At 70.1% G+C, this 23886-nt stretch carries 6 protein-coding genes; 1 reads left to right on the top strand and 5 read right to left on the bottom strand.

What is annotated here, in order from left to right; all coding sequences use genetic code 11:
• Positions 1-6: 6 nt before the first annotated feature.
• The 3 genes from ACLBW1_RS12765 to ACLBW1_RS12755 form a co-directional block, all read right to left on the bottom strand.
• Positions 7-1554: a sugar transferase gene (locus tag ACLBW1_RS12765; protein ID WP_447812229.1), complete on the bottom strand. Its 1548-nt coding sequence runs from the start codon at positions 1552-1554 to the stop codon at positions 7-9.
• 143 nt (positions 1555-1697) lie between these two features.
• Positions 1698-2552 carry an ABC transporter permease gene (locus ACLBW1_RS12760; RefSeq protein ID WP_447812228.1) on the bottom strand — a complete coding sequence of 285 codons (855 nt, stop codon included), beginning with the start codon at positions 2550-2552 and terminating at the stop codon, positions 1698-1700.
• Positions 2549-3538, bottom strand: coding sequence for an ATP-binding cassette domain-containing protein (locus ACLBW1_RS12755; RefSeq protein WP_447812227.1), 990 nt, complete (start codon positions 3536-3538; stop codon positions 2549-2551). The genes ACLBW1_RS12760 and ACLBW1_RS12755 overlap by 4 nt, the downstream gene beginning before the upstream one ends.
• Positions 3539-3594: 56 nt before the next feature.
• On the opposite strand from ACLBW1_RS12755, the gene ACLBW1_RS12750 reads away from it, so the two are divergent.
• On the top strand, positions 3595-4137 hold the full coding sequence (locus tag ACLBW1_RS12750; RefSeq protein ID WP_447812226.1) for a YdcF family protein: 543 nt from the start codon (positions 3595-3597) through the stop codon (positions 4135-4137).
• Between the two features lie 20 nt (positions 4138-4157).
• On the opposite strand, the gene ACLBW1_RS12745 is transcribed toward ACLBW1_RS12750, so the two are convergent.
• Both ACLBW1_RS12745 and ACLBW1_RS12740 read right to left on the bottom strand, forming a co-directional pair.
• Positions 4158-5945, bottom strand: coding sequence for a DUF4012 domain-containing protein (locus ACLBW1_RS12745; RefSeq protein ID WP_447812225.1), 1788 nt, complete (start codon positions 5943-5945; stop codon positions 4158-4160).
• A 2-nt stretch (positions 5946-5947) separates the two neighbouring features.
• Entirely contained in the window at positions 5948-23881 is a 17934-nt protein-coding gene (locus tag ACLBW1_RS12740) for an amino acid adenylation domain-containing protein (protein WP_447812224.1), read from the bottom strand.
• Positions 23882-23886: the final 5 nt, after the last annotated feature.

Here is a 23886-nt window from a genome sequence, read left to right as displayed (position 1 = left end):
ACCCGGTCAGTAGGCGCCCGAGCGACTCACGACCGCACGTAATGTCCGCCACAGGATCATGGCGTCGGTCATCGCCGACCAGTTCTCCACGTAGCTCAGGTCCAGGCGGACCGATTCCTCCCACGTGAGGTCCGAGCGCCCCGACACCTGCCACAGCCCGGTCATGCCGGGCCGCACCAGCATCCGGCGGGCTATCGGACCGTTGTAGCGTTCGACCTCCTCGGCCAGCGGCGGTCGCGGACCCACCAGGCTCATCGAGCCGCCGATGACGTTGAACAGCTGCGGCAGCTCGTCGATGCTGAACCGTCGGATCACCCTGCCGACCCGGGTCACGCGCGGGTCGTCGCGGATCTTGAACAGCGCACCGGCACCCTCGTCGAGGTCGGCGAGACCGACCCTCATGCGGTCGGCGTCGATCACCATCGACCGGAACTTCCACATCATAAACGGTTCGTTGCCGAGCCCGATGCGTTCGGCGCGGTAGAACACCGGTCCGCGGGAATCGATGCGGATCGCCACCGCGCAGATCAGCAGGACCGGTGCGGCGAGGATCACCAACACCGCGGCGCCGATCCGGTCGAACATCGCCTTCGCGAGGCGGTTGGCGCCCTGATACCTGGGCTTGTCGATGTGCAGCAGCGGCAGTCCCGCCACCGGGCGCATGCTCATGCGCGGTCCGGCGACGTCGAGCAGGCCCGGCGCGACCACCATGCTGACGTCGAGACCCTCGAGGTCCCAGGAGAGTTCGCGCATCGCCGAATGACCCAGTGCCTCGGCCGAGGTCACCGCGACGGTACTCGCGCCGGACAGTTCGACGACGCCGCGGGCGTCGGTGAACTCGCCGAGGATGGGCACCGACCGGCCGTTGACGGCGATCGGGCCGATCACCATCGACTGCTCCGGCGGCACGCACAACCCGATGACGTCATAACCGAGTTCGGGGTTCCGATCGAGGTGCTCGATCAGCGGCTGCGCGGAGGTGAGGCCACCGATCACCAGCACCCGATCGAGATCGAGACGCCGGCGGCGCCGATGGGTGAGCCGCGACCGCCACAGCCAGTGCGAGGCCAGCAGCAACAGGGTGCCGGCGGGGAACGCGAGCGCGACGAACGACCGCGCGATGTTGAGGACGAACAGCAGATCGACGATCGCGAGGGTGGCGAAGGTGAGGAAGCACGCCGAGACGATGCGGCTGTATTCGGTGGGACCGGCGGCGATCACCCGACGGTCCAGACACTGGCGCAGGCGAAGCATCATCAGCCACCCTCCGACGACCCCCACGCTCACCAGCCCGATCGGCACGTGTGCGCGCCCGACGCGATCGTCGAACGAGACGGGGCCGTAGCGCAGCATCTGCGCGCCGAACACCACGGCGACGACGATGAAGGTGTCGGTGATGGCCACCCGTCGGATGTAGGAGTCGATCCACGGCGTCTGTCGCGCCGCGCTGCGGGCGACTCGCATCCGCGCCTTGCGGCGGGAGCGTGCGCGGGTGTCGGTCGGGACGGGAGGCGGCTGATCCGCCGACACCTCGTCGGTCCTGGCTTGGGACACCCGAACACCTCCGGCACGTGACCCCCCGGAACATCGGTCAGGATATGTCTCGGCCGGTGTCGGCGACCCCGAGTTGGACACCGCTGGTACAAGTCAGCACAGAGTCGTGTTGCCGTCGTGAACTGTCCCTGTGGGTGTCTGACTCAGCGCGCAGCCGACCGCGCGAGGAGCCGCGCAGTCAGCGGGACCATCACCGCGACGATCACCGCAGAACAGATCAGCGTGTAGGCCTGCGCGTGCTGCGACGCCCACGTCACCGGCTCACCGAGCAGCGGGTTGACCGAGATCGGGTTGCCGAATCCCTGCCGGAAGCTGCGCGCCACCGCCGACACCGGGTTCCAGTTCGCGATCGCCTCCAGCGGAGTCGGCAGCAGCCGCGACGGGATGAACGCCGACGAGACGAAGCACAGCGGGAACACGATGGCGGTGAGCAGACTCTGCGCCGCGGTGGCGGTCGAGGTGACCACCCCGATGATGACCGCGGCCCACGACAGCGCGTAGCCGAAGACCAGCGCCGTCGCGTACGAGCCGATCGCGAACAGCGCACCGTCGGAGATGCGCCAGCCGACCACCAACCCGGCCAGCGACATCACCGTGAGACCGATCAGGTTGATGGTGAGGTCGGAGATCGTGCGGCCCACCACCAACCCCAGCCGCGACATCGGCAGGGCCCGGAACCGTTCGGCTATACCGGAGTTCAGGTCGGCATTGAGACCCAGCGCGGTGAAACCGGAGTTGAACACCACGGTCTGCGCCATGATCCCGCCGATGAGGAACTCGCGGTAGCGGTCGCCGCCGAGGGCGTCGCCGAACACATACGAGAACAGCAGCACGAACATCAGCGGCTGTACCACCGCGCCCAGAAGCATCTGCGGCGTACGCAGCAGCGTGATCAGGTTCCGACGGATCATCACCTCGCAGTCGACGGCGAACGGGATCGGTCCCCTCCGCCGCGGCGGCAACTGTGCGGGCGCGGAGGTGGCAGAGGTAGCGGTCACGGGGCAGCCGCCTCGGTGGTCCCGGTGAGGTGGACGAACACGTCGTCGAGCGACGGCGTCGCGGTACGGGTGTCGACCACCTCGATGCCCGCGACCGACAGCGCACCGACGAGCTGCGCGGTCACGGGACCGGGGTCGTCGGTCGCGACGGTGACATGACACGGGTCGGTGTCGGGGCCCCGAGCGGTGTCACAGGGCCCGACACCCCGCTCGCCGAGCACCTCCCACGCGCGGTCGCGGTCGGCGGGATCGGCGAGCACCACCGTCACCGTGGCCGTCGCGAACTCCGCCTTGAGCTGTGCGGGGGTGCCGCGGGCGATCACCGATCCCCGATCGATCACCGTGGCCGCGTCGGCGAGCTGATCGGCCTCCTCGAGGTACTGCGTCGTCAGCAGCACGGTGCTGCCGCCGGCCACGAGGTCACGCACCGCGGCCCACAGCCCGAGGCGGCTCGTGGGATCGAGACCGGCGGTCGGTTCGTCGAGGATCACCACCGGCGGGCTCGCGACGAGCGCGCCCGCGAGATCGAGGCGACGTCGCATCCCACCGGAGTAGCCACCGACCCGGCGGCGTCCGGCGACGGCGATGTCGAACTGCTCGAGCAGGTCGAGGGCGCGTCGGCGCGCGGCACGGCGGGTGTATCCGGCGAGACGGGCCACCATGGTGAGGTTCTCGACACCGGTCAGCACCGGGTCGACGGCGGCGAACTGGCCCGAGAGTCCGATCAAACCGCGCACCCGATGCGGGTCGGCGGCGACATCGACACCGGCCACCGTCACCCGCCCGGAGGTCGGTGTCAGCAGGGTCGAGATGATCCGCACCGCGGTGGTCTTGCCCGCGCCGTTCGGGCCGAGCAGCGCCATCACCGTCCCCGGCGCGACGTCGAGATCGATCGACGCCAATGCCTCGACCGCACCGAAACGCATCACGAGGTCACGCACCTCGATACCGCCGGGGGTGGTCGCCGTCGGGGCGTCGGAGCTCATCTGTGACACCGGTCATGCCCACGGCAGGCCACCCGGGGAGTGGATACGCTCGGCCCATGAGGCGACGCTGGCGCAGGATCGTGCTGTGCCTGATCGCCCTGGTGATGGTGATCGGCGGCGCGGGCCTGCCCGTCTACGTGTTCCCCCAGGTCGCCGACAGTCCCCGCAAGGTCGACGTGATCATGGTGCTCGGCGGTCGGCAGGACGGGCGCGAGGACTACGGGATCTCGCTCGCCGAGCGCGGGCTGGCCTCGACCGTCCTCGTCTCCAACCCGTACAGCGAACCCGACGACTACATGGACGCGATCTGCGATGCGCCGCATCGGGTTCGGGTGATCTGCTTCCGCCCGTCGCCGAAGACGACGCGGGGCGAGGCACGGTTCCTGCGTGATCAGGCGAAGGCCAACGGGTGGCGTTCGGCGATGGTCATCACCTTCACCCCGCACGTGACGCGATCGGAGTACATCGTCTCGCGCTGCTTCACCGGCGATCTGGTGATGGTGAACTACCACCCACACATCCCGCTGTTCTACTGGGCGTACATGTACCTCTATCAGACCGGCGGCTTCATCCGCGCCGTCGCCCAGGACGGGTGCTGAGCGTCTGATCGCCGTGTACGTCAACGGCACTGGGGCACGTTCACGGTCACGGCCGGCTGGTCGACGAGAGGCTGCACGGGCACGACGGCGGGACCGCGGGCCGAGGTCGGCTCCAGGAACGTGTACTTCACCGTGGCGGTGGCCCCGGGCTTGATCCGCAACTGCGTCATCACGTGCAGGTGTCCCAGCTCGGTGCCCGTCCCGTAGAGCGGGGCCTGGCCGTCGACCGTGATGGTCTGCAACACCGCACCGTTGGTGAGGTTGGCGGTGAGGTTCGCGAAGTTGGTGCCCGGCTGGATTCGCTTGTCGGGGTTGCCGAGTCCGCCGATCACGTACGCGGGCAACGACAGATCGCTCGCGGTGTTGGTGAGCGACACCGTGAGCGTGCTCTGCCGCATGTCGCCGCTGCATGAACCGGACTCGTAGCGAATGGAGCGCTTGAGGTAGTAGTCGATCTTGTTGCCCGCGAGGTTGCCGACGGTCACCTCGGCGTAGGGGGCATCGGTCTGTACGACCTCGTGGGCGAGACCTGAGGACACCAGCAGCGCCTGCTCGTCGGCGCGGGTGCTGTAGACCATCAGTCGGCGTTCGTGAACCGCGCGGCCCAGCGCCTCGAGCACCCCGCCGGTGTTGCCGCGGGCCGTGGTCAGGGTGGTGATGGCCCTGCTGGCGATCTCCTGCAGATACGCCTTGCGGGCGGGGTTGTCGCCACCGAACCTCTTGTACGAACTCGACAGCGTGACGTCGACGACGTTGTCGCCGGTGATCTGTTCGCCGTCGCTCAGCGTGATCGGTCCGGTGGCCTTCAGCAGGTAGCTCAGCGCGATCGGGTCGGTGGCCAGGGCCCCGTCGAGTCGCGTCCCGGTCTGCTGCCGCCACATCGACATCCAGATCTGCGCGGCGTACGGGAAGTGCGGGCTCGCGTTGCTGTTGCGGGAGTCCACATACGGGCGACTGATCGCGTAGTTGCTGTCGAACTCGGCGCCGAGGTCGATGGGTCGCGACGGTGCGCGCAGCGTGGTGTTGGGTCCGAGGTTGTCGACGTTGACCCGTCCGTCGCGGGCGCTGATCACGCCGTAGGCCCCGAGAAGTCCACCGGTGGGGCGGGATTCGGCGGGGGTCTGGAAGGCGAAGAAGTAGCGGCGCACCCCGTTGTTGCCCAGCATGGGCGGCAGGAGTTTCGCTGCGGTGTCCGTGCCGCGGATGAAGCGGCTGGTCTTGGTGGTCTGCCCCACGAGTTGGTCGCGCGCGTCGGAGACGGTGGAGAACCACGAACCGTCGATGCCCTCGGCGCGGGAGTCGATGCGTTCGGCGGCGTCGGCGATGGTGCCGAGTTTCGCCTCGTTCTGCGCGAGGAGGGTGGTGTTGATGCCCTTGTCGCCGGTGCGCAGGGTGGTCGGATCGAGGGTGGTCGCGAGATCGGCGATGGGGCTCAGCACCTCACGGGACAGGTCGGCCACCACGTCGGAGATCTGCGACACCGAGTCGAGCGGCGCACCCAGCCAGGGAACGGCCGCCGCCGCCGACCACACCACGTTGTGGGTCTTCGACCGCGCCGATTCCGACGCCGACTGCGCCTGGGCGGCCGCGGCCTTCGCCTTCGTGACGTCACCGTCGAGCACCGCGGCGCGGGCTGCGGTCGCCTGGGTGCGTGCGGTCTCCAGGTCGCCCTTGGCCTTGTAGGCGAGGTAGCCGAGGTACAGGCCGGCGATCACCAGGAGCACAATGACCGCCGCGATCACCAGCAGGATCCGGCGGCGTCGTCGGTGCGGGCGGGCGGGTACGTCGGCGGTCGTGCGCTCGGCCATGTCTAGGGTCCCCTGTTCGGATCAGTGCCGTCGGTGGTCGGGTCGGCAGCGGCGGTGCCGGTGAGGAACTCCGAGAGCATCTCACCGATTGATCGCATCGTCGCGGGCTCGCCGAGATCGGCGTGTGCGGCATCGATGTGGTCGACGGCGATGCGCCCAGCGATCGCGGGCCGCCACCGATCGACGGCCTCGGCGGCGGTGTCGGATGCCGAGATGATGACGGTGTCGTCGACGCGGATCGGGACCGGCGCGAATCCCGCGGCCGAGCGTGCGATCGCGTCGATCCGCGTCGCGTAGGCGTCGTAGGTCTCGGCGTCTGCGGCGCGCAGGTCTGCGGCGATCGCGGGGTCGATGCCGACCGCGTCGTCGACATCACCGACGTCGACGCCCACCCGCGCATCGAGCAGGACGAGCAGTTCGACGGTCTCCCCGGCATCGGTGACGAGGTGCGCCATCTCGTACGCGATCTGCCCGCCCACCGACCACCCGCCGAATCGGTACGGCCCGTGAGGTTGTCGTGATCGCACTGCCTCGAGATGCGCTGCGGCCAGCTCCACCACGGTCCGCGGCGAGGTCGGGGTCCCGTCGAGCAGGCCCGGCAGTTGTAGACCGAACACCGACCCGTCGGCGGTGAGCGCCTCGGCGAGTGGGCGGTACATCGACGCCACCCCGCCGGCCGGATGCACCAGCCACAGCGGCGTTTCTGCACGATCGACGGCGTTACCTGCCCGATCGACGGGGGTGAGGTCGATGACGTGGTCGAGCAGGTCGGCGGGGGCGCTCGTGGCGTCACCGGCGTCGATCGCCGCGGCAAGTGCTGCGGGCGTCGGGTGGCTGAACACCGCGGTCACCGGCAGCGTCGAATGCGAGCGTTCCCGCAGTTCCGTGGCGATCCGCACCAGCTGGAGTGACGTGCCGCCGGCCGCGAAGTAGTCGTCGTGCACACCGATGTCGGGGTTGTCGAGAACTGTCCGGAACGCCTGCAGCACGGCCGCTTCGGTGTCGGTGCGGGGTTGTCCGCCCCGCACCTCGTCCCAGCGCGGCGCGGGCAGGGCCGCGGTGTCGACCTTGCCGACCGGGGTCAACGGCAGAGCGTCGAGGTCGATGATCTGCGCGGGCACCAGATGTGCGGGCAGCCGCGCGGCGAGGGTCGCCCGCAGATCGTCGGTCGCGGTGTCGGTGACCACGTACGAGACGAGCACGTCGCCCACCGGACCTGCGACCACCACGGTCACGGCCTGCGTGGCCCCCGCATCGGCCAGCGCGGCGCTCACCTCCCCGGGTTCCACGCGCAGACCGCGGATCTGGCGTTGGCTGTCGGTACGGCCCTCGAACACCAGACCTGTGGAGGTGCGGCGCACACGGTCGCCGGTGCGGTACATCCGGTCGCCGCCGGGTGCCGCCACGAAGCGCGACGCCGTCAGCCGCCCATCGTGATAGCCCTGGGCCAGAGCGGGACCCAGCAGATACAGCTCGCCGACAGTGTCGTCGGGCACCGGCCGCAGGTGGTGGTCGAGCACCAGTGAGCCGAGCGTGTCGTAGGTGTCTCCGATACCCACCGGGCCGGTCCCCGTCGCCGCCCGATGCGTCGAGAGCATCGTGGCCTCGGTGGGCCCGTAGACCACCTCGAGCCGCCGACCGGACCTCCATCGGCGCACGAGATCGGAATCGACGGCTTCACCACCGACCCAGACGGCCCGCACTCCGCCGAGTCGTCGGGGGTCGAGGGTCGCGAGCACGGCGGGGGTGATGAACATGGCCGTCACGCCGCGGCGAGCGAGTTCGGTCGTCCCCTCATCGTTGCCGACGCGGTCGGGCGACACGATCACCAGACGGGCGCCCACGGCGGTCGCCATCAGGATCTCGAGCAGTGCGGCATCGAAACTCGGCGTCGCCATGTGCGCGACACGGTCGAGGTACCCCAGTCCGAAGGTCGCGGGGTCGGCGTACAGCGACAGGCCGCGGTGGGTCACCGACACCGCGTTCGGTGTCCCGGTGCTCCCCGAGGTGAACACGATGTAGGCGGGTGCGTCGATCGGAACGCTCCGTGGCCTCCGCGCCTCCCGCCGCTCGGTGGGCCGCGCGGGCAGGGACATCGATGCGACGCCCTGTTCGGGTGCCTCCACGATCTCGATGCGGGCGTGTACCGCGTCGAGCATGCGGTCGATGCGCTGCGCCGGATACCTCGGGTCGATGGGCGCATACACCGCACCGATGCGGGCGACCGCCCACATCGCGACCACCGATTCGATCGAGCGTGGGAGTCGCACCGCCACCACGTCTCCGCGCTCCACCCCCGCGTCGACGAGCACCTCGGCCGCGGCGTCGGCCCACTGGTCGAGGTCGTCGTATGTCAGCGTGTCGATGCCGTCGTCGAGGGCGATCGCGTCGGGATGCTCGGTCACGGTCCGGGACAGGATGTCCCCCAGCGTGATCGGGTCTCGGGTCGAGGTGACGGCGGCCAGCGCGGAGTGTCGCGCGATCTGCTCGGCCGGTCGCAGGTCTAGGTCGCCGATGCGGACTCCCACGCCGCTCATCGCCTGGTCGGTCACGGCCTCGGTGATCGCTGCGATCGCGCGACGCCATCGTGCCGCGAGCGCGTCGATGGTGTCGCGCTCGAACAGTGCCGACGCGTAACCGAACGCGACGGTCAGGTGGTCACCCACACCCGACACGGTCACCTGGAGATCGACGTCGGAGTCGGGACCTGCGACCGGCACGGGAGAGGAATCACCGGAACCCCCTGCGGCTACCGACATCCCCGTTGTGTCGACGAGTGACAGCATCACCTGCACCAGCGGATGCCGCCCGGGCTCTCGAGGTGGATGGAGCGCGCCCACCACATCGTCGAAGCCGACCATGGCGGCATCGAGCGCGGCCACGTCGGTGTCGCGAACGGTGCGGAGCAACTCGAGAACGGTTGCGGCCGAATCGATCCGGATGCGCAACGCCACCGTGGAGACGAACATGCCGACCATCGCGGCGGTCTCGGGATGTCGTCGTAGGGTGGCCGGTGCGCCCACGACGACGTCGTCGGTGCCGGCCCACTGTCCGAGGGTCACCGCGAGCGCGGCGTGCAGCACGTGGAAGCGGGTGACGCCGGAGTCGAGCGCCGTCGCGTCGATCGCGGGGATGAGGTCGGAGGTGATGTCGAATGCGATCACCGCCATGGCCGTCGACCGGTCCGGCCGCCGCAGGTGGTCGGTCGGTAGATCCAGGATCCCCGAGTACCCGTCGAGCGCCTGGGCCCACTGCGCCAACTGGTGGTCGCGTACCTGCTCGAGCGCGTCCGACTCCCACGTCGCGTACCGCGGGTAGGAGATGTCGAGGGGATTCAGCCACTCCCCCGCCATCGCGGCGCGCAGGTCCGCGGTGAGGATCGGTACCGACTGGCCGTCCATCGCGATGTGGTGCACCACCACCAGCAGCATCCGCTGCCCGTTCGCGGTCATGAGGGCGGCGCGGACGGGCGGCGTCCGCGTGATGTCGAACCCGGCGCGAAGCAGCGCGTCGACGGCGGCGCCGAGGTCGGTGCCGGAGTCGACCACCCGAAGGGTCGGTGTGTACGAGGCGAGTTCGCGCGCGAACGGACCGCTCGCACTGTCGGGATAGACCGACCGCAGCGGGGCGTGACGATCGGTGACCGCGCGCAACGCCGCACGGGCACGATCGTCGTCGACATCGGTGGGTACCTCCACCAGCACCGGCACCACGTTCTGTGTCGATGCCGCGTCGTCGAGTAGGCGGTCGGTGAACCAGATCCGGCGTTGCGCCGAGGTCAGCGGCACCCGGTCGCCCCGGTGGGGTGCCGAAACCGATCGCAGGGCGGGGATCTGCGTCTGTCGGTCGACATCGCCCACCGCCCGGGCGAGCCCGATCACCGTCGGCGCATCGAACAGCGTCGCCACCGACACCGGTGCGTCGAGTCGGCGTCCGATCGCCGAGACCACCTGTGTGGCCGACAGCGACGTGCCGCCGAGGGCGAAGAAGTCGTCGCTGTCGGCGAGCTCGGAGGCATCGATGCCGAGCACCTGAGCCATCGCCTCGCGCACCACCGCCAGCTGATCCGCACCGATCGACGCCTCGGGGGCGACAGTCTCGACGCGATAGGTGACAGGCATCGGCGGCGGTACGGCGTCACCGGCAGGGAACGGCTGCGCCGGGTCGGCGACCATCGCGCGCAGCAGCGCGACGTAGTCGTCGAGGAATCGCTGCGCGACAGCAGGCGGTATCGCCCCGGAGTGGATCACCGTCACACCCAGGGGCTCCCCCGGCAGTCGCGCGAACACCACCTCGAGATCGAACTTGGCGCCCACCAACAGTTCCGGGTTGCCGGCGAGCTCCACCTGCACACCGGGGATCGAGATGTCGAGACGGCCACCGAACACCGCCTGCACCTCCTGCTGCACCAGCAGCACCGAGATCAGCGGATCGGCGCGACCGTGGTGGTCGGGCCGCACCGCGCGGGCGACCGCGTCGTAGGGCACCTCCTCGTGGGCACCGGCGGCGAGGTCGGTGTTCCGCACGCGCCGCACCGTGTCGCGGATCGACTCACTCGGGTCCAGCACGGTGCGCAGCGCCAGGGTGTTGACGAACATGCCGACCACCGGCTCCCACGCCGGATCGCTGCGGCCCAGGACGGGCGCCCCGATCACCAGGTCATGACGTCCCGTCCACCGCCCGATGGTGGCCGCCAGCGCGGCATGCGCCACGTGGAAGAACGACGCCGATACCGAGGCGGCCAGGGAGTCGAGAGCGCCGACCGTGTCGTCGTCGAGGTCGGCGTGGACGCGACCACCACCCCCTGGATGCGTGCCGGGTGCCGCCGCACCGGGCATGCGGATCGGCTCACCCGCCCCGGCGAGTGCGGCGGTCCAGAACCGCAGTTGCCGTGCGAACTCCGAAGTCGGGTCGTCGGCGTCGCCGAGGCGCTGGATCTGCCATTGCGTGAAGTCGGTGTAGGTGAGGTCGGTGGTGGCGGCGCGATCGGGTCCGTCGGTGTAGGCCGCGACCAGCTCGCCCAGCAGGGTCCGCATCGACCACCCGTCGACGGCCACGTGATGCATCGCGATCACCAGCAGCCACTCGTCGGATCCGAGATCGAGCACCTCGGCACGGAACCCCGGCTGTCGGGTGAGATCAAACGGCGCCGAGACGATCTCGGCCACCACCGGCGCGGCGCCGTCGGCCGGGACACGACGGATCGGGGGCACGATGACCTCGGCCGGCGGGCGTACCTGCTGCCGCGGTCCGGATGGGGTCTCGGGGTAGACGGTGCGCAGGCTGTCGTGGCGGCTCGGCAGTTCCACCACCGCGCGGCGCAGCGCGTCGACGTCGAGGGCGCCGGTGATCCGCAGGACCACCGGGACCGTGTACGCGGTCGACGCCGGATCGATGCGGTTCAGAATCCACAGTCGCCGTTGCGAATACGACAGCGGCAGGTCGGCCAGTACCGGCAGGTGCACCGGCGGAACCACCGCCGGGCCCGAGGCCATCGCGTCGAGGACCACCGCCAGATCGGCGACCGTGCGGGCGTCGAACAGTTCCCGCACGGTGATGGGCCGCCCCGTGTGTTCCCGGATCCGCGCGGCCGCACGTGTCGCGCTCAACGATGTGCCGCCGAGGGCGAAGAAGTCCGAATCGGCCGTGATGGCCTGCGCGCCGGTTCCCACGACCTCCGCCCACACCTTGGCGACGGCCAGTTCGTGCGGTGTCGTCGGTGGCCGGATCGTCGCGGTCGTCGAGACCGGTTGCGGCAGCGCGGCCCGGTCGAGTTTGCCCCCACGCGTACGCACGAACTCGTCGACGAACGTCACCAGGCCGGGCACCAGTCGACGCGGCAGCGTGGAGGCGATCTGATCGCGGATCGCGGCGGCCGCTGTCGCGTCGGTGCCCGTAGGGTCCGCGGCGATCACCCACGCGGTGAGCACGTCGGCACCGCCCGGGCTGCGGTGGACGCCGACCACGGCACCCGACACCGACGGCAGCGCGGTGAGCGCGCTCTCGATCTCCGCCGGTTCGAGGCGGATCCCACGCAGTTTCAGTTGGTCGTCGCTGCGGCCGTGGATTACGAGGGCGCCGTCGTGGCGCCGGTGTACGAGGTCGCCGGTCCGGTACATCCGGCGACCGGCGCCATCTCCGGTCGAGGGCGCGAAGGGATCGGGCACGAAACGTTCGGCGGTCAAATCGGCGCGTCCCACGTAGCCGCGGGCGAGCCCGGGTCCGGCGAGGTAGAGCTCGCCCACGGTGTCGTCGGGGACCGGTCGCAGGCGGTCGTCCAGCACGTGCGTGGTGATGCCCGCCAGCCCACGACCGATGGTCACCGGTCCCGTGCCCACGGCGGTGTCGCCGGTGACCGCGACGGTGGTCTCGGTGGGTCCGTAGAAGTTCACCATGTGCCGCTGCGCCGACCAGTGCGCGGCGAGGCTGGGCGGTAGTTGTTCGCCGCCCACGATCACGGTCTCGAGCAGCGGCAGATCGTGCGATGTCAGCGTCGCCAGCGTCGACGGCGTGGAGAAGAACGTGGTGATGCGGGCCGCGGTCAGCAGGTCCGCGAGTTCGTCGCCACCGATCACCTCCGGCGGGCACACCACCACCCGCGCTCCCGCACTGAACGCCGGCAGCAGCTCGATGAGGTGTGCGTCGAAGGTGATCGCGTAGTTGTGCAGCACCACGCTGTCGGGCGAAATCGGCGCGGCTGCGATCACCGACTCGACGAGATCGGCGAGACCGCCGTGGGTGACCATCACGCCCTTGGGTGCGCCGGTCGATCCCGAGGTGTAGCAGACGTAGGCGAGATCCGACGCCGCCGTGTCCACCACGGCCAGGGGACGCGGCGCGCCGGTCACTCTGTCGCGCAGCGTGATCCATTCGAGATCGACTCCGTTCGGCGGCGCGTCCGGGGCGTGCAGCCCGAGCCGTGGCGCGGCGTCGGTGACGATCGCCCGGTTGCGTGCCACCGGATCGTTGGCGTCGAGGTGGACGAAGGCGGCGCCGGTCGAGGCGACCGCCCACATTGCGACCACCGACCACGCCGAGCGCGTCGTGTGCACGGCGATCAGATCGCCACGGCCCACTCCCCGGGCGGCGAGGTCGTCGGCGACCGACGCCGCCCACGATGCGAGGTCGCGGTAGGTGATCGACTCGCCGTCGTGGAGTGTCAGGGCCACCCGGTCGGTGTGGGTGCGCGCACCGGTGGCGAGGATCTCGGCAAGCGACCGGGACGCCGCGGAAGCCGGAATCGGTTCCTGGCCCACACCGATGAGGTGTTCGACAACCGGGCGGTCCGGCGCTGCGACCGCCGCGGTGATGGTCGCCGCGATCTCCTCGACCAGCCCCCGCGCGGTGGCGGGGTCGAGCATCGCCACGCGGTGGATGAGCGCGATCCGCATCCCGTCCGGGGAGTCGGCGTCGGTGGCGTCGGTGAGCATCGCGAAGTCGAGACCGAAGCGGGCACGCGGAACATCGGTCGCCGACGTCGTCACGCCCCGTGCCGCCGAGGTGGATTCCTGTGTGAGATCGGCGAGGAACACCTCCGACACCGCGGTGCCCGCGTACTCACCTCGGGGGTCGGCATGCGCGGCGATCACGCTCGCCGGGAGGTCGGCGTGCGCGAACGAGTCGAGGTCGGCCGCGGTCACCCCGGCCACGATCTCGACGAACGGCGCCTCCACGTCGATCCGCGTGCGCAGCGGAACGGTACGCGCGAACATGCCCACGGTGTCGGCCAGCGCCTCGTGCACGCGACCGGATGTGGCTGTGCCGATGACGATGTCGTCGATCGCCGCGCGCCGCGCGAGCACCACCGCGACGGCCGAGTGGATGACCATGAACGCGGTGGTGTGGTGTGCGGCGGCGAAGGCACGTACGGCGGCCACCGCGTCGGGGGTCAGACCGGCCGACACCATCGCGCTGGTGTCGCCGCTCGCCCCGTGGGTGACGCCGGGCAGTCGCAGTGCGACGGGTGCGGTGGCGAACGTCTCCGACCAGAAGTCGTCGAGCACATCACGACGCAGCGCTAGTGATTCGACATACCACTGTGTGTACGAGGCGAAGTCGAGAGCCGGCGGCAGTTCGCTGTCGGTACCGGTCGACAGCAGCGCGGCGAGCTCGCGTTCGACGATCGTGACGGAATGACCGTCGAACGCGATGTGGTGGATGGCGACACCGAGCATCGTCGATGCACCGATCCGGTAGAGCGTTGCGCGCCAGGGCACCTCTGCGGTGAGGTCGAACGGCTGGCGGAGGTCGCTGCGTGCGTCCTCGGTGTCGTCGACGACGCGTGGGGTGAGGTCGACGGCGACGCCGTCGCCGTCCCACAGCCGCTGGTACGGCCCGTCGACGTCTTCGGGATAACTGGTCCGCAGGGCGTCGTGGCGCTCGGTGATCACGCGGACGGCGTGCTCGACCCGGTCGAGCGGCTCGTCCCCGGTCAACGGCAGCAGGGCGATCAGGTGATACCCGGTGTCGTCGGGATCGAGCCGCCACTGCAGCCAGATCTCCTCCTGCTGCGGCGTGAGCGGCAGACGCGGCGGCCGGGCGCGCGGGACGGGCGGGGAACCCTGCGGGCGGGCATCGGCATGCGGTCGATCGACCAACTGCGCCAACATCTCCACGGTCGGATGGTCGAACACCGTGCGCACCGATACCCCGGGCGCGATCTCCCCCAGGGCCGCGGCGAGGCGCGCCGCCGACAACGAGTTGCCGCCGAGATCGAAGAAGTTCGCGCCGGCCGCCACGGTGCGCGGGTCGGTGCCGGTGACCGCGGCGATCATCGAGGCGACGACGTCCTCGGTAGCGGTCAACGGGCGCCCGGATCGTTCGGTGGCGATGTCGGCGAGCAGCGTGGCCGCGTCGAGCTTGCCCGAGACGGTCAGCGGCCAGGCATCGACCACACGGATCAGCGACGGCACGAGGTGGGCGGGCAGGCGCGCCGCGCACGAACGACGCAGGTGTTCGGGGTCGGGCTCCCCCGCTGGTGGGACGCCGATCACGAACGCCACCAGCGTCTCATCACCCGCCCGGACACCGGGTTTCACGAGAACTCGGACGTCGGCGACGGTCTCGTCAGCGCGCAGTGCAGCGGCCACCTCGCCGAGCTCGATGCGGAATCCGCGCAGCTGCACCTGCTGATCCACGCGTCCGAGGTACTGGAACCGGTCGGGCCCGAGCTGCCGCGCGTGGTCGCCGGTGCGATACATCCGAGCACCCGGCGGCCCGGCAGGCGCGGCGACGAAACGCGTTGCCGTCAAACCAGGATCGCCGAGGTAGCCCAGCGACACCTGATCACCCACCACGTACACCTCACCGCGGGCACCGAGCGGCACCGGCCACAACGATCGGTCGAGCACGTGCATGGTCACGCCGGGGAGCGGACCACCGATGAGGCTGCGACGGTCATCGGTGTCGACGAGGCCGTGCGTGAGGTGCACCGTGGTCTCGGTGATGCCGTACATGTTGAGCAGGCCTGCGCTCGGCATCCGCTGATGCCAGTCGGTCACGGCGTCGGGGATCAGGGGCTCGCCGCCGAACACCACCCACCGCAGTGAGGCGAACCGGGCGGGATCGGCGTCGAGATCGGCGAGTCGGGCGAACGCGGTGGGCGTCTGGCTGAGGATCGTCACCCTCTCCCGGTCGATGACATCCAGCATCAGTTCGGGGTCGCGGGTCTCGTCGCGGTCCAGTGCCACCACGCGCCCGCCGGAGGCCAGGGCTCCGAACACCTCCCACACGGAGAAGTCGAAGGCCGGCGAGTGGAACCAGCTCCACACATCGGTGACGTCGGGTGACACGGTCGGCAGTGCGGCCGCCAGCATCGCGGCCAGGTTGCCGCGGGTCACCACCACGCCCTTGGGCGCACCGGTCGATCCCGATGTGTAGATCACGTAGGCCGGCGCCGTGGCGGGCGGCACCGCACCGGTCTCGACGGTGTTGCGGCCGCCCGGCCGCAGGACGTCGATGTCGAGGCCGCTGGTGGAGCTGTCGCCGACGGTGATGGTGGCGGCCGGCGCGGCGGCCGCGATCAGATCGGTCACGCGGGCGGTGGGATAGGCACCGTCGATGGGCACATAGGCCGCGCCCACCGACATCACGGCGAGGGCGGCCACCACTGTGCCCGGTGTCCGGCCGGCGATCACTGCCACGCGGTCGCCGACGCCGATACCGTTCTCGCGCAACGTGGCCGATGTCTTGTCCACGGCGTCGAGAAGCTCGCGGTAGGTGACCATCGAGGTGGGGCTGACCACCGCGATCGCGTCGGGCATCGCGGCGGCAACCGCGCGGATGGTGACGATCGGGTCGTCATTCGCAGGCGCAGCCTGAGCGTCGGTGACCGCAGGGGCGCCCACCGCGGGCGGCGTCGCGTCGAGGTCGGTGCCGGCCAACGCGGTGATCACGTCGGTGAGGTGCAGCAGTATGCGATGCGCGATGTCGGTGTCGACCCGCCACTGCCCCACGACGAGGGTCAGGTCCACCCCCTCGACGGCGCCGTGGTCGATCACGCTGAGCTCCAACGGCACCCGCGCATGCGGTACGCGCATCGGTCGCACCACGAAGGCGTCGAGTGCGTCAACGCCAGGCGCCGGGTTGTCGATCGGTTGGGCGAAGGCGAACAGCACGTCGAGGTAGGGGTCGGTGTCGCTGGTGCGCGGCGGCGCCAACGCCGACACGATCCCCTCGTAGGCGAGGGTGCCGTGCCGTGTGGCGTCGGCGAGTTCCCGATCGCTCGCGGTGAGCATCTCCCTCAGCGACAGCCCACGATAAATTCCGCTGCGCAGCAACACGGTCCGGACGTACATGCCCACCCCGGCGAGATCATCGACGGTGTCGCGCCCGGCGGTGGGGGTGCCGATCACGATGTCGTCGGTGCCGGTGAACGCGGCCAGGGTCTGCGCGAGTGCGACGTGGATCAGGTGGAACAGCGTGGTGCCGGCCTCGCGGGCAGTGTGTGCCGCAGCCGTGCGCACCGCGGCGTCGAGATGGACGTCGATGTGGTGTGCCGGTTCGGGCTCGGACCGCTCGGCAGGCACCACACCGGGTCGCGGGAGCGGAAGGTGTACCGGCGCGTCGGCGAGATGCGCGGTCCAGTACTCGGCGTCTGCGTACGACGAGCGCATCGCCGCGGTCATCCGGTCGGCATAGCGGCGGTACGGCGTGGCCCGCGCATCCCACTGCGGCTCGACGCCACTCATCCGCGCGGTCAACGCGTCACGGAAATCAGCGGTTACGATGTCGAGCGACCACCCGTCGGCCACCACGTGGTGGGCCACCAGAACCACCGCGGTTCGTGTCGATGCGGCGTCGCCGACTGTGCTGGCACCGACGGCGAACACCGCGACCCGCCACCCGAGATTGCCGGTCAGGTCGAACGGTCTGATCGCCTCGGTCGCGGCGGCCGTCTCCAGGTCGGTCTCGGCGACGGCACGCGGCGCCACCATCGCGTCGATCTCCGGGGCGATGGATGCCGCCGGCATTACCCGCGCGACCGGCGCACCGTCTCGCACATCGAAGGTGGTGCGCAGAATGTCGTGGCGTGCCACCAGATCGCCCATCGCCGCGGCCAGCACCGCCGGATCGAGCTCACCGTCGAGTTCGATGAGGGCAGGCAGGTGGTACACGGTCGAGGTCGGATCGAGTCGGTTGAGAATCCACAGGCCCTGCTGCTGCGGGCTCGGCGTGTACTCCCCCACCGCATCGGGGGTCTCGGCGCCCGGATCGGCATCGAGTGGCTGCGCGGCCACCGCGTCCGCGATGGCCACCACCGACGGCGCCGAGGCGATCTGGGCGACGGGCAGTGCGCGCCCCGTCGCCTGCGACAGCGACACCGCGATGTGCATGTACGACAACGAGTGTGCGCCCTGATCCGCCAGCGGCCGGTCGATGTCGACGGCGGAGGCGTCGATTTCCAGGACCGCCGCGACAACGTCGATCACCACGCCCATGAGGTCGTCGTTCGATGGCCGGACAGGTGCCGGGTGCTCCGCCGTCACGGGCAACCTCGACCTGTCGAGCTTTCCCGACGCCGTCAGCGGCCACGCGGTCAGCGGCACGATGGTGGTCGGCACGGCATAGGCGGGCAGCAGCTGCGTCAGGGCGCGGCGCAGATCGTCGGTCGTCGAGTTCTCGTCGGCGAGCTGGACGTAGGCCGTGAGTGCATCGCCACCACCACGCTGCCCGTCGCCGAACAGGGCGACCGCCTCGGTCACGCCGGGCAGCGAGCGCAGCGCTGTGCCCACCTCGCCGAGTTCCACGCGGTACCCACGTACCTGCACCTGGTCGTCGGAGCGGCCGCGATACTCGACGTACCCGTCCACGGTGCGGCGCACGATGTCACCGGTCCGGTACATCCGCTCACCCGGGGGACCGAACGGTGAGGCCACGAACCGTTCGGCGGTGAGCCCGTGTCGCGCCCGGTAACCCTGAGCCACATGCGATCCGGCGATGTACAACTCGCCCCACGCTCCCGCGGGAACCGGGCGCAGCCACCGGTCGAGGACGTTCACGGTCATGTCACCGAGCGCGTGGCCGGCGATGATCGACCGCGCGTCGTCGGTGTCGACGTCGGCGGTGGTGACGTGCACCGCACCCTCGGTGATGCCGTACATGTTCGTCAGGCCGACCGCGGGAAAGTGGTCCGCGAACTCGCGAAGACGTTCGGGATACAGCGCTTCGCCGCCGAACACGATGTGTCGCAGTGCTCCTGTGTCACCCGAGCCGACCATCTGCCGCGCCAGGGGCGAGAAGGCCGAGGGGGTCTGCGAGAGCACGGTGACGCCCCGGTCGCGGAGTTCATCGGCCAGTGCGACGGGATCGGCCGCGGTGGCCGAATCCACCAACGCGACCGCGGCACCCGCCCGCCACGCCGCGAAGACCTCGAACACCGAGAAGTCGAACGACAGCGAGTGGGTGCACGCGACGACATCGGTGGCCGCCCAGCCGAACTCTGCATCGACGGAGTCGAGCATCGACGCCACGCTGCCGTGGCTCACCTGCACACCCTTGGGTCTGCCGGTCGATCCCGAGGTGAAGATGACGTACGCAGGTGATTCCGGGGGGATGTCACGATCAGGAAGTGCGAGCGCAGGGTCGTCGTCCGTTGTGTCGCACAGCACGATCGGACGATCCCCGGCCACGGCGGCGGTCTCGCTGATCGCGGCGACGAAGACCGGAGCGCTGTCGGTGAGCATCATGTCGATGCGGGCCTGCGGGTAGGCGGTGTCGATCGGGACGTAGGCGGCACCGGCCAGCAGGACCGCGAACTGGGCGATGATGGCGAGGTCGCTCCGGGGGATGGCCACCGCGACGGTGGCGCCCGGACCCGCCCCGGCCTCACCGAAACGCTCGGCGAGCCTCGTGGCCTCGCTCCACATCTCCGCGTAGGTGAGAGAACGCCCCGACGACACCAGCGCGACGTGATCGGGATATCGCTGCACCGTCTCCCACACCAACGCGACCAGACTTCGCGACGGCGGCGCCTCTGCCCGCGCATCGGCCGGTACACCCGGCAGCAGGTCGAGCACACGCAGATCGGGATGGCCCACGCCTCGCTCGAGCACCCCGACGAAGGCAGCGACCATCGCCTCGGCCAGTCCGGCGCCGAACAGGTCCGACCGGTAGGTGAGCGACACCCGGATGCCATCGGCGCGGCGATCGAGGTTCCACTGCAGCGGAACCCGCGCGTCACGCGTCGGCTCCTCGGTCACGGTCACCGACACCCCGCCGAGGTCGATCACGTCGCGCGGTGTCTCGCGGTAGCTGATCATGACATCGGTCAGGGGCGACTCGGTCACGTCGCGGCCGGGTTCCACTGCGCGCGCGACCTCGGCGAACGCGATGGTGCTCCTGCGCAGTGCCGAGCGGATCTCGCCCGCGGTGTGGGCGGCGAGGGACGCCATCGTGGTGTCGGCGTCGAGGCGTGTCCGGACGACCACCGGGTTGACGAACATCCCCACCGCCGGACGGGCGGGCAGCAGGTCGCGCCCAGCGTGCGCAGTCGCGATCCACACGTCGTCAGAGCCGGTGAAGCGGGCGATCACCGCTGCCGCCGCGGCATGCAGGTGCGCGTACACGGTGGTCCCCGACGCGGTGGCCCCTCCAACGATTCGTTCCACCAGGTCGCCGGGGAGGTTGTCCTCCACTGTCCTCGCCGGGCGCCGATGTGGTTCTGCAGCATCGACCTTCGGTGCAGTGACGTCGACGGGCAGCTGTGGTCGTGCGTCACGGCCGGCCAGGTGTTCTGTCCACCAGGCCACCTCGCGCGCGTGGAGCGACTCCGGATCGTCCGGCGATCCCAGGGCGCGGGCCAACATGGCGGTGGCGTCGGCGTAAGGCAGTGGTTCGGTCGCGAAGGCGGGGACGTGTCCCGCGATGCGCGCCGCGAACGCGTCGGCGAGGTCCGCGGTCACGACATCGACGGACAGGTCGTCGATCAGGATGTGGTGGATCGCGAGATCGATGCGGACCCGCGGATGGCTGGGGCCACCGATGTCGGTGACGGCGACGCGAGCCGGGATCGTGGCCGTCGGGTCGAGGTTCTCGAATAACGCTGACTGCGCCCCGAGCGACACCACGGTGTCGACCGCCTCGTCGGTGCCGATCACGTCCTGCCAGAGTGCGGCGTCGGGTGTCACGCGGATGATGGTGCGCAACGCTTCGTGGCGACCGAGGAGGTCGGCCATCACGCTGTGCACCAGGTCCACATCGACCGATGGACCGGCGATCTCGACGTTTCCGCGCAGGATGTTCGCGGTCGACTGCGGATCGAGGCGACTCTCGATCACCAGTGCGGCCTGCTGGGGTGACGCCGGCGGTCGGTGCGGTCGGGGCTGACCGGGCGACGGGTCGCTGCGCTCGTGATCGGCAATGGCCGTAGCGAGTTCGGCGGGGGTGGTCGCCGTCAGTACGTCGCGCACGGTCACGGGCCGTCCGAGGCGTTCGGATATCGCGGCGGCGATCTGTGTCGCGTTCAGCGATGTCGCGCCGAGTTCGATGATGTCGGCGGACATCGACGGTGTCGGTAGGTCGAGGGTGTCGGCGATGGCGTCGGCCACCGCGGTCTCGACGAGTCCGTTCGCGGCGCGGAACTCGTCACCACGGTTCGACACGACGACCGCGGGCAGTTGCGCGCGGTCGACTTTCCCGGCCACGGTGACCGGCAGGTGGTCGATGGTCACGATGCGGGTCGGCCACATCGCGGGCGGCAGTCGCTCACCGAGGTGACGACGCAGGCGCGACCGCGCGAGTGCATCGCGCGTTGCGGTCGCGACATACAGCGTGATCGTGCCGTCGGTGACGGTGGCGGCCGCGGCGGTCACGCCCGGGAGTTCGGTTGCAGCCATCTCGATCTCGGCCGGTTCCACGCGGATGCCGCGGACCTGGATCTGATCGTCGGCGCGGCCCACGTAGCGGAGCTCGTCGCCGTCCCAGGCGGCGATGTCGCCGGTGCGGTACATCCGCGCACCTGCAGTACCCCACGGGCACGCGACGAATCGGGTCGAGGTGAGCGCGTGGTCGGAACGGTAGCCCTGTGCGAGTGCGGGTCCGACGAGGTACAGCTCACCGGTCGCACCGGGCGGCGCCGGTTGCAGGGCGTTGTCGAGGACCAGCGCGCGGATCCCCGTGATGGGGGCGCCGATGGTCGGCGCATCCGCGGGGACGTCGATGTCGTATGGCGCATCGTCGGCCGACAGCCGGTGGCCCGCGGTGGCCATCACCGTCGCCTCGGCTGGGCCGTACAGGTTGTACATCGCGCGGCCCGGCGCCCACTGTCGCACCAGCGAATTCGACAGCGCCTCCCCCGCGGTGAGCAGAACCCGGAGAACGCCTGGCGGCACCGAGCCCGGCGACAGAGTGGCCAGCACACTCGGGGTGACGACCGCATGCGTCACCTGCTGGGCGGCGAAGTGATCGACGAGGTCGGTGCCGATCACGGTGCCCTGCGGTGCGGGAGCCAGGCTTCCACCCAGGGCGACGGCGAGCAGGTGCTCGAAGTAGGTGGCATCGAACGTGGGCGCCGAGAGTTGCGCGACGGTGGCGTCGCCGGTTTCGTCGCCGAACCGTGTGCGGAGATCTGCGTGTAGTGCGGCGAGTCCCCGATGAGTGACAGCAACACCTTTCGGCACCCCGGTGGTTCCCGAGGTGTAGACGATGTACGCCACGTCGTCGATCTGAGGCGCCTCGAAGGCCGTTATCGCCCGTTTATCGTCGGTGTCGACCGACCACTGCTCGACGTCGTCGGCCGACAGCGTGAGCAGCGGTTCTGCATCGGCGACGATCGCGGCGACGCGGGCGGGTGGCAGATCGGGATCGAGAAGAAGCACCGTCGCGCCGGTGCGAGCGATGGCCCACAGTGCGCGGGTCTGGGCGGTTCCGCGGCCGGTCGCCACGGCGATCACCGTGCCGGGCCGCGCTCCCCTGCCGGCCAGCACAGATGCCAGCCGTTCGGTGTCGTAAGCGAGTTCGGCGTAGGACCAGCTGCGCCGATGATCGATCAGCGCTGTCGTTGTGGGTTGTGCGGCAACAGCATCGGCGAGCAGTTGCGGAAGGGTCTGCGGCTGCGGGGCGGTAGCTCCGACCATGGTGGTGAGCCGATCGCACTCGGCGTCGCTCATCAGCGGCAGGCCGGCAACGGTGCGGTCCGGCGCGTGCACGAGGGCCTCGGCGATGGTGTCGATCATCGCGAGGATCCGTCGATGGTGGTCCGCGGTTTCGGCTGCGGTGTAGCGGCGCGGGTTGGTGTCGAGGTCGAGCTGGATGTCGATGGTGGTGTCGGGAGCCACGCGGTAGTAGAGCGTGAGGGCGATGTCGTCGACCGGGCCGGTGGTGACGATCTGGATGGTCCCGATGGCGTCGCCGAAGCGGATCGACGGTTCGAACAGCATGAGATTGAGCACCGGTCCGCTGACCCCGGGCGCGAGACCGGCGGTGGAGGAATCCGGTTGCTGGTCGCGGATCATGTCCTCGTAGCGGTACCGCTGGTGGCGTAGCGCGCCGATCATCGACGACTGCGTCGCGGCGAGCACGTCGAGAATGCTGTCGCCTGGGGCGATGCGGGTGCGGATGGGTGTCACGTTCGAGACCGGCAGCGTGGTGGTCCGCAGTGCGGCGGTGGTACGAGCGGCCACGGGCAGCGCGACGATCACATCGTCCTGCGCGGTCATCCGAGCCACGTAGATCGAGAGCGCGGTCGCGATCACCGCCGGCAGCGAGGTGCGATGGAGGTTCTCCGCCTCGCGCAGGGTGGCGAGTGTGGAGCGGTCGATGATGCCGCTGACGTGGCGTGTGGTCGGGGCCGGCCGTGCACTGCGCCGCGACAGGCTCACCGCCGCGGGCAGGTCCGCCAGCAGTTCACGCCAGTAGGCACCGTCGCGTTCGCGGCGCGCGGACTGCTGGTACTCGACGTCGGCGGTGCGCGCTTCGGACAGGTCTACGGGCGGGGGGTAATCGGGATCGCCGCCGGCGAGGGCTTCGCTGTAGATGGATGCCCAGGTGTTGAACGCGGCGATGCCGGTGACGCCGTCGGCGAGCGTGTGGTGACTGCGCGTGTAGACGAAGAGTCGATCGTCGGCGATCTGCAGGTACGCGAATCGAACGAGGCGGTCGGTGAAGAGATCGGGACGGGTTGCGGCGTCGGCGACCATCCACTCCCACGCCGCACGTTCGGGATCCTCGGCATCCCGGAAGTCGAGGTGGTCGGCGCCCATCCACAGGTCGGGGTCGTGGACGAGCATCGGCCCCTCAGCCGATTGCTCGAAGCGCGCCGACATGACGAGCATGCGTTCGAAGTACCGACGGCCGACACGGTCGATGACAGCGATGTCGGCGGGACCCTTCAGGTCCAGATATTGCGCGACGTTGACAGGACCGTCAGGCAGTGACTCCTGCAGATCCCACAGTGCCTGCTGGGCCCGGGTCAGCGGCTGTCGCTGCGCTCCAGGCACACTCG

Source organism: Williamsia sp. M5A3_1d (assembly GCF_053345315.1).
The sequence above is the reverse complement of the archived record's forward strand: the minus strand, read 5'-3'. Positions and strand labels throughout refer to the sequence as shown.

Bases quoted from the DNA above. Each gene is read 5' to 3' on its own strand.
- ACLBW1_RS12755 (WP_447812227.1), bottom strand. From the start codon at position 3,538: ATGAGCTCCGACGCCCCGACGGCGACCACCCCCGGCGGTATCGAGGTG.
- ACLBW1_RS12750 (WP_447812226.1), top strand. From the start codon at position 3,595: ATGAGGCGACGCTGGCGCAGGATCGTGCTGTGCCTGATCGCCCTGGTG.
- ACLBW1_RS12745 (WP_447812225.1), bottom strand. From the start codon at position 5,945: ATGGCCGAGCGCACGACCGCCGACGTACCCGCCCGCCCGCACCGACGA.